Origin of the sequence: Streptomyces sp. OfavH-34-F (genome assembly GCF_022347745.1) — a bacterium.
GTDB lineage: Bacteria > Actinomycetota > Actinomycetes > Streptomycetales > Streptomycetaceae > Streptomyces.
Genome location: NZ_JAKRGC010000176.1, coordinates 1 through 12,775, shown reverse-complemented (window position 1 = coordinate 12,775; position 12,775 = coordinate 1). Strand labels below are relative to the sequence as shown.

At 71.7% G+C, this 12,775-nt stretch carries 12 protein-coding genes and 1 pseudogene; 8 read left to right on the top strand and 5 right to left on the bottom strand.

The genetic code is table 11. The features are described from left to right. The 8 genes and pseudogenes from MHW47_RS22830 to MHW47_RS22795 form a co-directional block, all read left to right on the top strand. Nucleotides 1-589: pseudogene (locus MHW47_RS22830) on the top strand (histidine kinase); the annotation flags it as partial. Nucleotides 590-598: 9 nt separating this feature from the next. After that, on the top strand, nucleotides 599-1,012 hold the full coding sequence (locus MHW47_RS22825) for a roadblock/LC7 domain-containing protein (protein WP_006127850.1): 414 nt from the start codon (nucleotides 599-601) through the stop codon (nucleotides 1,010-1,012). Nucleotides 1,013-1,142: 130 nt separating this feature from the next. Beyond that, nucleotides 1,143-1,550, top strand: coding sequence for a DUF742 domain-containing protein (locus MHW47_RS22820; protein WP_239225655.1), 408 nt, complete (start codon nucleotides 1,143-1,145; stop codon nucleotides 1,548-1,550). Beyond that, nucleotides 1,531-2,115, top strand: coding sequence for an ATP/GTP-binding protein (locus MHW47_RS22815; RefSeq protein ID WP_028444348.1), 585 nt, complete (start codon nucleotides 1,531-1,533; stop codon nucleotides 2,113-2,115). The genes MHW47_RS22820 and MHW47_RS22815 overlap by 20 nt, the downstream gene beginning before the upstream one ends. A gap of 347 nt (nucleotides 2,116-2,462) precedes the next feature. Beyond that, nucleotides 2,463-5,702, top strand: coding sequence for a nitrate- and nitrite sensing domain-containing protein (locus tag MHW47_RS22810; RefSeq protein WP_239225654.1), 3,240 nt, complete (start codon nucleotides 2,463-2,465; stop codon nucleotides 5,700-5,702). A 10-nt stretch (nucleotides 5,703-5,712) separates the two neighbouring features. Beyond that, nucleotides 5,713-6,126 (top strand): roadblock/LC7 domain-containing protein, encoded by a 414-nt coding sequence (locus MHW47_RS22805; protein ID WP_199563693.1) that lies wholly within the window; start codon nucleotides 5,713-5,715, stop codon nucleotides 6,124-6,126. Between the two features lie 99 nt (nucleotides 6,127-6,225). Further along, nucleotides 6,226-6,903 carry a DUF742 domain-containing protein gene (locus MHW47_RS22800; protein ID WP_239225653.1) on the top strand — a complete coding sequence of 226 codons (678 nt, stop codon included), beginning with the start codon at nucleotides 6,226-6,228 and terminating at the stop codon, nucleotides 6,901-6,903. Next, nucleotides 6,884-7,465 carry an ATP/GTP-binding protein gene (locus MHW47_RS22795; RefSeq protein WP_014048542.1) on the top strand — a complete coding sequence of 194 codons (582 nt, stop codon included), beginning with the start codon at nucleotides 6,884-6,886 and terminating at the stop codon, nucleotides 7,463-7,465. Before MHW47_RS22800 ends, MHW47_RS22795 begins: the two co-directional genes overlap by 20 nt. 84 nt (nucleotides 7,466-7,549) lie before the next feature. Here the strand turns inward: MHW47_RS22795 and MHW47_RS22790 are convergent, their stop codons facing one another. From MHW47_RS22790 to MHW47_RS22770, 5 genes are all read right to left on the bottom strand, one after another. After that, complete coding sequence (locus MHW47_RS22790; RefSeq protein ID WP_239225652.1) at nucleotides 7,550-7,753, bottom strand: acyl-CoA carboxylase subunit epsilon; 204 nt, start codon at nucleotides 7,751-7,753, stop codon at nucleotides 7,550-7,552. A gap of 17 nt (nucleotides 7,754-7,770) precedes the next feature. Further along, nucleotides 7,771-9,354, bottom strand: a complete 1,584-nt coding sequence (locus tag MHW47_RS22785) for an acyl-CoA carboxylase subunit beta (protein ID WP_239225651.1) — start codon at nucleotides 9,352-9,354, stop codon at nucleotides 7,771-7,773. Nucleotides 9,355-9,508: 154 nt separating this feature from the next. Then, the gene (locus MHW47_RS22780) at nucleotides 9,509-10,753 is read right to left on the bottom strand and encodes an ABC transporter substrate-binding protein (protein ID WP_239225650.1); all 1,245 of its coding nucleotides are present in this window, start codon (nucleotides 10,751-10,753) and stop codon (nucleotides 9,509-9,511) included. Further along, on the bottom strand, nucleotides 10,750-11,754 hold the full coding sequence (locus MHW47_RS22775; protein ID WP_239225649.1) for a hypothetical protein: 1,005 nt from the start codon (nucleotides 11,752-11,754) through the stop codon (nucleotides 10,750-10,752). Before MHW47_RS22775 ends, MHW47_RS22780 begins: the two co-directional genes overlap by 4 nt. Continuing rightward, a partial coding sequence (locus tag MHW47_RS22770; protein WP_239225648.1) for a hypothetical protein occupies nucleotides 11,751-12,775 on the bottom strand: 1,025 nt, incomplete at its 5' end. The genes MHW47_RS22775 and MHW47_RS22770, both read right to left, overlap by 4 nt.

The following is a 12,775-nucleotide window of genomic DNA, read 5'->3' as shown; positions in this document are numbered from 1 at the left end:
CGCGCCGCGTCCGCCCATGGCGGGCCAGGCCCCCGAGGCCCCGTTCCGTCCGGCGCTGCCGCAGCAGCCGCAGCAGCCCGAGGCGCTGCCGCCGGCCTCCGGGCCCGGCGACGGCCGCACCCCGCTGTACGACACGCTGGAGACCAACTGGTTCCGCGGTCCGCAGCAGGGGGCCCCGCAGCAGCAGCCCGCCGCACCGGCGCAGTCCCAGGACTTCGCGCAGCAGCCGGCCCGGGAGCCCGCGGCTCCCGCGCCCCAGCCGCAGCGGACCCTCGGGGACACCGGTGCGACGAGCGCCTGGCGCGCCTCGCCGAACGACGAGATCGTCCGGCAGGCGGAGCGCGTGAAGAAGCCCGCAGCGGGCGGAATCACCACATCCGGTCTGCCTCGGCGGGTTCCGCGCGCCAACCTGGTGCCGGGCGCCGCCCAGCAGCAGAACCATCAGTCCGGCCCGCAGGTCTCGCGGGCGCCCGATGATGTACGCGGGCGTCTGACCAATCTCCGCCGGGGCATCCAGCAGGGGCGCCAGGCGGGCAGCGGCCAGACCGGAAGTTTCCCCCTCGGCCCCACTCACCAGCAGGAGCGTTAGTTGAGCCCGATGAGTCAGGCCGCGCAGAATCTGAACTGGCTGATCACCAATTTCGTGGACAACACCCCAGGGGTGTCGCACACGGTGGTGGTCTCGGCGGATGGCCTGCTGCTGGCGATGTCCGAAGGTTTCCCGCGCGACCGCGCCGACCAGCTGGCGGCCGTCGCGTCCGGACTGACCTCGCTGACGGCAGGTGCCTCCCGGATCTTCGAGGGCGGCGCCGTCAGCCAGACCGTGGTCGAGATGGAACGGGGCTTCCTGTTCCTGATGTCCATCTCCGACGGCTCCTCGCTGGCCGTGCTGGCCCACCCGGACGCCGACATCGGCCTGGTCGGCTACGAGATGGCCCTGCTGGTGGACCGGGCGGGCACCGTCCTGACCCCGGACCTCCGTGCGGAGCTCCAGGGCAGCCTGCTCCACTAGGCGGCCGTGAACCAGTGACACAGACGATCATTCAAGGAACACTCAACCCTCGCCCGTCCGGCCGCTTACAGCCCCCCACCGGCCCCTTCAGACGGCAAGCCGACACCCTGCTGTCACGCCCGGAGGATTCATGACCCCGCCACCCGCCTCACCCGATCCGTACGGCGCGTCCAGTCACGCGTCGTACGACGGTGAGGGCGACCAGCCGCTAGTCCGTCCGTACGCCATGACAGGCGGCCGGACCCGACCGCGCTACCAGCTAGCGATAGAAGCCCTGGTCAGCACCACGGCCGATCCCGCGCACATGGGGACGCTGCTCCCCGAGCATCAGCGGATCTGCCATCTGTGCCGCGAGGTCAAGTCGGTGGCCGAGGTCTCGGCCCTGCTGTCGATGCCCCTCGGTGTGGCCCGGATTCTCGTGGCGGACCTGGCGGAAGCCGGCATGGTGGCCATCCACCAGCCGGGCAATGGAGAGGCCGGCGGCGCGCCGGATGTGACACTGCTCGAAAGGGTGCTCAGTGGACTTCGCAAGCTCTAACGGCGGCGCGGCGACTCGGGCCACCACCTCGGCGAAGATCGTCGTGGCCGGTGGGTTCGGCGTGGGTAAGACCACGTTTGTCGGTGCCGTCTCGGAGATCAATCCGCTGCGCACCGAAGCCGTGATGACGTCCGCGTCCGCGGGCATCGACGACCTGACGCACACCGGTGGCAAGACCACCACCACGGTGGCGATGGACTTCGGCCGCATCACGCTCGACCAGGACCTGATCCTGTACCTCTTCGGTACGCCGGGCCAGGACCGCTTCTGGTTCATGTGGGACGACCTGGTACGCGGCGCGATCGGCGCCGTCGTGCTGGTCGACACCCGCCGTCTCGCGGACTGCTTCCCGGCGGTCGACTACTTCGAGAACAGCGGGCTGCCGTTCGTCATCGCCCTCAACGGCTTCGACGGACACCAGCCCTACACCCCCGACGAGGTGCGCGAGGCGCTCCAGATCGGACCCGACACCCCGATCATCACCACCGACGCGCGGCACCGCGCGGACGCGAAGAGTGGTCTGATCACGCTGGTCGAGCACGCGCTGATGGCCCGGCTGAAGTAGCCGCAAGTCGGTATCTGCGTACGGCAGTTACGGTAGTCACACGGGGGCGGGCTGTGTCCTTTGACACGATCCGCCCCCGCATTCATAACGTTTCGAAAGAGAATTGCCCCGCAATCGACACCGGATGCGTACGAGCGGTGTCACTGCGCTCACATGAGCCTCGCCTTTTGGCGGGGCTCGCTCTTTATGCCCGATTTATCTGAGGCGTGAGCCACTCGGAATCGCCGATTCCGACTGTTTGGAACGCGGCCCCGGACCGTGCTGCAATTCGACCAACTCCCGAGTAGTACGGCCCTGAACGAAGAAACGGCACAGCGTAGGTGCCGAGCCGAGAGGTTGTTGGTCGAGTGAGGCGTAACAACGAGGGCTCCCCGGCGCAGGCGGAGCGGGGCAACTTCACCCCGCCGCCCCGTGCCGCGGCGCCGTCCGCCGATGTGTCCGAAGGGGCACCGTCCGCAGGTGGCAGCACCAGTCGGCTGTCACCGCGCAACTGGCGGGTGCCCACCCGGCTGAACGCGATCCTGCTCATCCCCGCCCTGGTCGGCCTGGTCATGGGCGGTTTCCAGGTGAAGGGCTCGATCAACACCTGGCAGGAGGCCCAGGACGCGGAGAAGACCGCGCTCATCGTGCGGGCCGCGGCCGAGTACGGGCAGGCTCTGCTCAACGAGCGCGACCTCACCGCGCAGCCGCTGCTGTCGAACGAGCGCGAGGACGAGGCCGTCACGCGCACCCGGGCCGTCACCGACGCCGCCGCCGAGAAGTTCGACGAGGCCGTCAAGGGCATGCCGGCCAAGGAGGGCCTCCAGCGCCGCCTCAAGCTGTTCAAGCTGGAGGAGCCCAAGCTCCCGCAGCTGCGCAAGGCGGCCTACACCGCGGCCATGGACCCGGTGAAGACCGAGGAGGGCTACGTCCAGGTCCAGCACTCCCTCATGGAGTTCTGCAACGAACTGGGTCTGGGCACCGGCAACATCACCAGCTACGGCCGAACCGTCTACGCGATCGAGCTGGCCAAGGCTGCAGAATCGCTTCAGCGCTCCATCGGCATGCACCTCCTGGTCCGCCCCAGCAAGGACGAGGGCAAGTTCAACGACCAGGTCAAGGCGTTCGGCTCGTACAACTACCTGGAGCAGATCGCCCTCGGCGAGTTCACCTCCGGCGGCACGGAGGCCGACGCGGCCCGGCTCAAGAAGGTCATGGGCGACAAGGCCGCCGCCGGCGCCGCCGAGCTGAAGGCCGCCAAGGCGAAGGCCGAGGCGGCCGGGGTGCCGTTCGTGGCCCCGCCCACCATCGACGGCTCGGTCTACGACGGCATGGCCCAGGAGATCGGTCTCGGCCGCTCCCCCGAGCAGCTGAAGGCCAAGGGCATCACGCCCGAGACCTGGATGGCCGCCGCGACAGCCAAGTTCGACGGCTACACCACCGTCGAGGACGAGCTGGTCGACAAGGCGGTCACGGAGGCGGCGGAGATCTCCTCCGACGCCCGCACCGACGCCATCGTCGACGCCACGATCGTGCTCGTCGCCCTGCTGGCCGCGTTCATCGTGGCCGGGCTCATGGCCCGCCAGATGAGCCGCTCGATGCGCCGGCTGCGTACGGCCGCCTTCGGCATCGCCGAGCAGCGGCTGCCCGCGCTGGTCGACCAGCTCTCGCGCACCGACCCCGGCCGGGTGGACACCCGGGTGCAGCCCATCCCGATCAACTCCCGGGACGAGATCGGCGAAGTCGCCCGCGCCTTCGACCAGGTCCACCAGGAGGCGGTCCGGCTCGCGGCGGAGCAGGCCATGCTCCGGGGCAACGTCAACGCGATCTTCACCAACCTCTCGCGCCGCAACCAGTCGCTCATCGAGGGCCAGCTGACCCTGATCACCGACCTGGAGAACAACGAGGCCGACCCGGACCAGCTGGAGAGCCTGTTCCGCCTGGACCACCTGGCGACCCGTATGCGGCGCAACGGCGAGAACCTCCTCGTCCTCGCCGGCGAGGAGCCCGGCCGCCGCTGGAACCAGCCGGTGCCCCTGGTGGACGTGTTGCGGGCCGCCTCCTCCGAGGTGGAGTCCTACGAGCGCATCGAGCTGTCCGGCGTCCCCGAGACCGAGATCCACGGCCAGTCCGTCACCGACCTCGTGCACCTGCTGGCCGAGCTGCTGGAGAACGCCACCACGTTCTCCTCGCCGCAGACCAAGGTGCGGGTCACCGCGACCCGGCTGCCCGACGGCCGCGTGATGATCGAGATCCACGACAAGGGCATCGGCCTCACCGCCGAGGACTTCGCCGACATCAACCACAAGCTGGCCAACCCGCCGACGGTGGACGCCGCCGTCTCGCAGCGCATGGGCCTGTTCGTGGTCGGCCGCCTCGCCGACCGGCACGGCATCCGCGTCCAGCTGCGCCCCTCGGGCGAGCAGGCCGGCACCACCTCGCTGGTCATGCTGCCGGACGCGATCACCCACGGCGGTGGCGGCGAGGCCCCCGAGCAGGACGACTTCACCGTCTCCTCGATCATCCCGCAGCAGGCCCTCGACGCCCAGCCGCACCAGCGGCTGCGCACGGCGGCCGAGCTCGGCTTCGACGACTCGCGCTACGACGAGGCGTCCGCGGAGGACGGCCGGCTCGACCCGGTCGGCCGCTCGCTGGCCCGCGAGGAGCGCCGGGCGGCTCTGGAGGCCCAGGCGGGCGCCGGTGAGCACCGGCCGTTCGGGCAGCAGCCGGAGCCGCAGCAACAGGCGTACGCCGAGCCCGGCTACGGCCAGGACGCCTACGCCGCCGAGGGCCAGGACGCCTACCCCGCCGACGGGCAGGACCCCTACGCCGCGAGCGGCCAGGACGGCTACCCCGGTGCCGCGTACGACGGCGGCCACGACCCGTACGCGGGCGGCGCCGGCTATGCCGCGCAGCCCGGCTACGACACCGCCGCCAACGGCTATGCGGAGGCGGCATATGCGGCCCCCGAGACCCCTCAGCAGGGCTACGACGAGCAGTACGGCGTCCAGCCCCAGCAGGAGGAGTGGGCTGATCAGAGCGCGTATCAGGGCGGGTTCGAGCCGGTCGCGCAGCCGGAAGCGGAATCTGCCGCGAGCGCTCCCGCCGAGCCGCAGGAGCGCGTAGGCTTCGAGCGTTCGGGGCCCGTCCCGAACGCCGGACACGAGCTGACCGACGCCGGTCTGCCGCGCCGGGGCAGCCAGCAGCACTGGCAGCCCACGGGCCGCGGGAACGGCCGGCCCGGCACCGCGCAGGAGAGCCCGCGGCAGGAACCGCCGCAGCGGCCCGCCCCGGCGGGGCAGGCCACCGGAGAAAACAACGGAACCGACGGTTCCGACGACTGGCGCTCGGCCAACGACGAGCGCTGGGAGCGGGCCGAGAAGCTCCGGGAGCCCAAGGCGGGCGGGATAACCCCGTCCGGTCTGCCCCGGCGGGTGCCCAAGGCCAATCTGGTCGAGGGCACCGCGGAGCAGACCCAGCAGGAGGGCCCCCAGGTCTCCCGCGCCCCGGAGGACGTGCGTGGCAGGCTGAGCAACCTGCGGCGCGGTGTCCTGCGGGGACGCAACGCGGGTGCGGACACAAGTACTACCTACAACCAGGAGCGTTAGTGTGAGCCCGATGAGCCAGGCGGCGCAGAATCTGAACTGGTTGATCACCAACTTCGTGGAGAACACCCCAGGGGTGTCGCACACGGTGGTGGTCTCCGCCGACGGACTCCTGCTGGCGATGTCCGAAGGCTTTCCGCGCGACCGCGCCGACCAGCTGGCGGCGGTCGCCTCCGGTCTGACCTCGCTGACCGCCGGTGCCTCGCGGATCTTCGAGGGCGGCGCGGTGAATCAGACGGTTGTGGAGATGGAGCGTGGATTCCTCTTCATCATGTCCGTATCCGACGGGTCGTCCTTGGCCGTTCTCGCACACCCGGACGCCGACATCGGTCTCATCGGGTACGAAATGGCCCTTCTGGTCGACCGTGCGGGCAGCGTGTTGACGCCGGACCTCCGTGCCGAACTCCAGGGAAGTCTTCTTAACTAGTCTTATCCAGTAACCAGACAGTGCGTTCCGCGTCACCGCACCATAGGGTGCGGTGGCGCGGACCCACTGGGATCGGGACCGGCAGGCGGAGGAGGAATCGTGGGTACACCCCCAGGCGGGCACCGGTACGACGGTGACCGGCACGCGACGGGTGAGCACGGGGACGATCGTTTCGACTACCCCTCCGCACCCGGCGGACAGGGCGCTCAGCAGCCTCAGCAGCCCTACCAGCCGTACGGGCAGCCGCAGTACGGGCAGCAGCCCCCGTACGGGCAGCCGCAGTACCGGCCCGGCCCCGACTGGCCCCAGCAGGAGCCCGGGCAGCAGCCCCAGCACCCACGCCGTCCCCACCGCTTCGACGCGCCGCAGCAGCAGCCCCGCATCCAGCCGGTGCAGCAGCCGCGGCGGGCTCCCGAGCCGGCCGCTCCGGCCGCGCACAACCCACTGGTCCGTCCGTACGCCATGACAGGCGGCCGGACCCGACCGCGCTACCAACTCGCCATTGAGGCGTTGGTCAGTACCACGGCTGATCCGTCCCGGCTGCAAGGGCAGTTGCCCGAGCACCAGCGGATCTGCCGGCTGTGCTTCGAGATCAAGTCGGTGGCCGAGATCTCGGCCCTCCTCTCGATCCCTCTCGGCGTTGCCCGGATTCTCGTTGCCGACCTGGCCGAGGCCGGACTCGTCGCTATCCATCAGCCCGGCGGCGACGAGTCCGCCGGCGGCCAGCCAGATGTGACACTGCTCGAAAGGGTGCTCAGTGGACTTCGCAAGCTCTAGCGGCGGAGCGGCCCGCTCCACTACCTCGGCGAAGATCGTGGTGGCAGGGGGCTTCGGCGTGGGTAAGACCACGTTTGTCGGTGCCGTCTCGGAGATCAATCCGCTGCGCACCGAAGCCGTGATGACGTCCGCGTCCGCGGGCATCGACGACCTGACGCACACGGGGGACAAGACCACCACGACGGTGGCGATGGACTTCGGCCGCATCACGCTCGACCAGGATCTGATCCTGTACCTCTTCGGTACGCCGGGCCAGGACCGTTTCTGGTTCATGTGGGACGACCTGGTGCGGGGGGCGATCGGCGCGGTGGTGCTGGTCGACACCCGCCGTCTCGCGGACTGCTTCCCGGCGGTCGACTACTTCGAGAACAGCGGGCTGCCGTTCGTCATCGCCCTCAACGGCTTCGACGGGCACCAGCCCTACACCCCCGACGAGGTGCGCGAGGCGCTCCAGATCGGGCCGGACACGCCCATCCTGACGACGGACGCGCGGCACCGCGCGGACGCCAAGAGCGCGCTCATCACGCTGGTCGAGCACGCCCTGATGGCCCGCCTGCGCTAGGCGTTCCCGTACGGCGAAGGCCCCGCACTCCCGAGGAGTGCGGGGCCTTCGCCGTGCTGCGGTGCGCTCGTGCGCGGGGCGGGGTCAGCCCTGCCAGCTGTGGGGCGCCCGGAAGCCCGGGGTGCGCTCCAGACGGCGCCAGCCGGCCGTGTTCCGGTGGGGGCGGGGGGTCTCGGCCGGCTGGGCGGCGGCGCGGGCGAGGAGGACCGCGGTGATGGCGGCCAGCTCCTCGGGGTCGGCGAGGCCCTTCTCGACGCGCAGGACGGATTCGGCGGTGGCAGTGGTCATGGGTGTTTCTCCGTCTTCTACTGCGGGGGGTTGCCGTGCTTGCGGGCCGGCAGGTCGGCGTGCTTCGTGCGGAGCATGGCGAGCGAGGCGATCAGGACCTCGCGCGTCTCCGCAGGGTCGATGACGTCGTCGACGAGCCCGCGCTCGGCGGCGTAGTACGGGTGCATCAGCTCGGTCTTGTACTCCTTGACCATGCGGGTCCGCATGGCCTCGGGGTCCTCGGCCTCCGCGATCTGCCGGCGGAAGATGACGTTGGCGGCACCTTCGGCGCCCATCACGGCGATCTCGTTGGTGGGCCAGGCGTAGGTGAGGTCGGCACCGATGGACTGGCTGTCCATGACGATGTAGGCCCCGCCGTACGCCTTGCGCAGGATCAGCGAGATACGCGGCACCGTCGCGTTGCAGTACGCGTAGAGCAGCTTCGCGCCGTGCCGGATGATCCCACCGTGCTCCTGATCCACGCCGGGCAGGAAGCCGGGTACGTCCAGAAGAGTGATGATGGGAATGTTGAAGGCGTCACACATCTGGACGAACCGTGCGGCCTTCTCGGACGCCTCGATGTCCAGGACACCCGCCAGGGCCTGCGGCTGGTTGGCGACGATGCCGACGACCTGGCCGTCCATGCGGGCGAGCGCGCAGATGATGTTGCGGGCCCAGCGCTCGTGGATCTCCAGGTAGTCGCCGTCGTCGACGAGCTCCTCGATGACCTTGTGCATGTCGTACGGGCGGTTGCCGTCGGCGGGCACCAGATCGAGCAGGGCTTCGCCGCGGCGGTCGGCCGGGTCGTCGCTCGCGGTGGCGGGCGGGTTCTCGCGGTTGTTGGAGGGCAGCATCCCGATGAGGTAGCGGACCTCGGCGATGCAGGTCTCCTCGTCGTCGTACGCGAAGTGCGCGACGCCCGAGGTCTCGGCGTGCACGTCGGCGCCGCCGAGGCCGTTCTGCGTGATCTCCTCGCCGGTGACCGCCTTGACGACGTCCGGGCCGGTGATGAACATCTGCGAGGTCTCGCGGACCATGAAGACGAAGTCCGTGAGGGCCGGGCTGTAGGCCGCGCCGCCCGCGCACGGGCCGAGCATCACGCTGATCTGCGGGATGACGCCGGACGCCTTCGTGTTGCGCTGGAAGATGCCGCCGTAGCCGGCGAGCGCCGAGACACCCTCCTGGATACGGGCGCCGGCGCCGTCGTTCAGGGAGACCAGCGGGGCACCGGCCGAGATGGCCATGTCCATGATCTTGTGGATCTTGGTGGCGTGGGCCTCGCCCAGCGCGCCGCCGAAGATGCGGAAGTCATGGGCGTAGACGAAGACCGTGCGGCCCTCCACCGTGCCCCAGCCGGTGATGACACCGTCCGTGTAGGGCTTCTTCGCCTCCAGGCCGAAACCCGTCGCCCGGTGGCGGCGGAGCTGCTCGACCTCGTGGAACGAGTCCGGGTCCAGGAGCAGCTCGATGCGCTCGCGGGCCGTCAGCTTGCCCTTGGCGTGCTGCGCCTCGGTCGCCCGGTCGCTGGGTCCGCGGCGGGCCTGCTCGCGCAGTGCCAGCAGTTCGGCCACGCGGCCGCGGGTGTCGCTCGGCTCGCCCTGGGTTTCGTCCACAACGGTCATGTACCGACCCTACGAACCCGGCCAAGGGAATCGTGCCGTTGACTCCGTACAGTCTCCTGCCCGGTTTACTGGTGGAGCCTGACAGAAGCCCACGACGATGCAGGCGAAGTACCAGCCGGTACCCCGCATCGTTTGTGGGGGTCTCACAAAGCGTTCACTGTGGTCTGCCGCACACGCCGGTGAGCCGGGGGGTGGTGGCGGGCTGTTCGTTCTGCACCGTCTGGATGTCCCGCAGGCGCGGCAGCACCGGCTCGTCCGGATGCGCCACGGTCAGCAGCACCGCCTCGTAGAAGGCGTCCCGCACCGCCGCCGGCATCACGTCCGACGCGTCCAGGCACAACGGCACCCGCTGGTCCGTGAGCCGCCGGCCCACCTTCGCGGCCACCGCCCCCGTGCGCGGCGTGACCGCGGAGTTGGCCGAGAACACCCCTCCCTCGCGGGCCCACTGCGCCTGCGCCCGCTCGGAGGTCAGCCGGGAGAGCAGGGCGCGGGCCCGGTCGCCCTTGCCGAACAGCGCCGCGAAGTCGGCGGAGACCTCGTGCGCCTTCACCGTATGCGGTCCGCCGGGCAGCAGCCGCGCCGAGTCCACGAAGTCGGCCCGGTCCCCCCGGTCGCCGTACAGGACGCGGGCGAAGGAGCCCTGGTGTTCCAGGGAGCAGCCGCCGGCCCCGAACAGCAGCCCGTGCCCGTCCTCCTCGCCCCGGTGGTCGCCGGTGAGGACGGCCTCGCGCCGCGCGGCCGAGCCCTGGGCGAGCAGCCCGGCCCAGGTGCGCCAGGCCCGGACCACGTGCGGGGCGGTCCACGCCAGCTCGCCGGTCGCCCAGCGCGCGTACAGCACGGGGCCGGCCTGCTGGAGGAGGAGGTCCTCGATCCAGTCGCTGCCGGGCCAGCCGGAGGAGCCGTCGTCGCCCATGGCCAGGCACCAGTCGCCGAGGGGGGCGGGCCCGGCCGGCGGGGTCTCGCCCTTCCGGAACCACACGATGGACTTGAGGTCCACCTTGAGCGGCACCCACAGGTGCCGGCCAAGGCCCCGGGCCTCGGGCAGCCACGGCCTGCCGTACTCCTTCTCGTCGTACAGGCCGGTCAGCGGCTGGAGCCGGTCCTCCTCGGCGTACTCGACGAGTTCGCCGACGCCGGGCAGGATCGCGATGTCCGGCGGGTTGCCGGCCTGCACCTCGGCCAGCAGCACCTCGCGGGTGGCCGCCGTGCCCTGGTAGGTGTACGGGATGCCGAGGCCGTCCAGGACGTCCGTGAACTGCTCCTCCTGGACGTCGGTCCACGGGCCGAGGATGGTGACCTTCGGTTCGGTGTCGCCGCCGCCGGGGGCCGCGAGGCCGCAGCCGGTCGCGGTGAGCAGCAGGGCGAGGGCGAGCAGGAGGGGCTTCGGGAGGCGTCTCATCCGGCCCTCCAGTAGTAGTCGGCGGTGAGCCTGCGGCCGAGGCCGGCGACCGGCAGCAGCAGGACCAGGGCGCCCGCGCCGAGCGCCCCGTAGTAGGTCCAGCTCTGCCAGCTCTCGGCGGCCAGCCGGTCGCGCAGGTCGAGCGAGGTGCGGGTGACGTACGACTGGGCCTCGGCGAGGCGGTCGTGGTCGGCGGCCCGTTCGTCGATGGCGGTCAGCGCGTGGCGTGCGCCGTCCAGCCGTTCCTGGGTGGCGACGGTGGCCCGCAGCGGCAGGACGGCGAGGGCGGCGGTCAGCAGCAGGGCCGTCAGCAGCCACGGTTCCAGGCTGCGGCCGCAGCGGGTGCGCAGCAGCCGCAGCGCGCTGAGCAGGGTCAGGGCGAGGACCAGCAGGCCCAGTTCGGCGACGGCCCAGCCGGTGCGCTGGAGGGGGCCCAGGGTGCTGATCCGGGTCATGCGCCGCATCTGGTGCTGCTGGAGGACGTCCAGCCGGGGGACGACGCCGGTGCCGGGCCGGTCGAGCTGCCGTTTGGCCTCGGCGAGCTTCTGCGCCTGCATCAGCTCGTCGTCCACGTACTTGGCGGTGCCGGGGGTGATGGAGCCGCTGTACGAGGTCAGTACGCCGTTGACGGTCTCCAGGATGCCCCGGCCGCGCGCCCCGTCGATCTGTACGTCGGAGAGCCGGGACAGGCCCTGGTTGGCGGCGGCGAGCTGGGCCTCGTAGCGCGCTCCGGCGCCGACGACGCGGTCGATGCCGTGGTCCACGGAGGTGACGGCCTCGCGGTGGGCGCGGAGCAGGGCGAGCTGGGTGGAGGCCACGCCCTGGACGGCGGGCGCGGCGTGGGTGCGCATCTCGCCGGCGGCGTTCTGCACCTCGCGGTACGAGACGAGCAGGGCGGTCATGGCCAGGAGCGCGCTGAACACGGCGACGAGGAGGTGGAGTTCGAGCAGGCGCCGGGTGCGCGAGCCGGTGCGTCTGCGGGCTCGCAGGAGTCGGGTCACAGGGGCCTCCCGCAGGCGATGCAGTACCGGGCGTGCGGCCCGGCGAGGTGGCGGCAGCCGGCGCACCGGAGGGGGGTGCCGGCGGTGTGGGCGGGCAGGTCGAGCAGATGGCCGGAGGCGACGTGCAGCCGTCCCTCGCGGACGGTTCCCCGGTCGACGGTGGGGCCGACCCGGACCAGGCCGCGGGCGCCGTCGAGGATGTCGGCGACCCGGCGGACGTCGGCCAGCACCCAGGCGGCGCCGATCTCGTTGGCGAGCCGGACCGCGAGGCCGAACTGCCGCTCCGCCTCCTCGCGGCTCATCGGGTCCAGGGCGGCGTAGCCGCGGTTGAGGGCGGCGCGCATCCGGGTGGCGGCGTTGACCGCGTCGACGGTGCCGCCGCCGGCTCCCGGGCCGGTACCGCCCGCGCCCACCGCGACGCCGGGCGGCAGCCAGCGGACCAGCAGCGGGGCGACGGCGTCGCCGACGGAGACGGCGGCCAGCTGGAGGAGCACGCCGAGCGGTTCGGTGCCGGCGTCGGCGGCCAGGGTGAGGAGGTAGTCGCGGGTGCCGGGCTCCCACTGGTGGGTGGGGAACGCGTACCGGTGGCGGTCCCCGGCGGCGGTGTCCGCGGTGAGCAGGAGGGGCCGGGGGGCGGTCTCGGTCAGCGTCACCCCGGTCACGGCGGGGCGTGCGGTGACGACGACGGGCAGTTCGGGGCTGCGGACCCGGCGCAGCCTCCCCAGTGCCGCGGTGACGGCGGGGGCGAACCGGTCGGGCGCGGTGTCGGCGGTGCCGTGCAGGGACTCGGTGAGGGCGAGCAGCGGGGCGGGGTTCCAGTCGGTGCCGAGCGCCAGCACGTCGGCGCTGAACGCTCCCGCGCAGGCGGCGAGTTCGGCGCGCAGCGGGCTGTCGTCGCGGTCCGCTCCGTCGGCCGGGTCGTGGCCGCTGCCGTCGGTGACGAGGATGAGGTGGCGTACGGGCAGGGGGCGGTGGGCGAACAGGGCGCGGGCGGCGGCGAGCCAGGCCCCGTGGCCGGGCG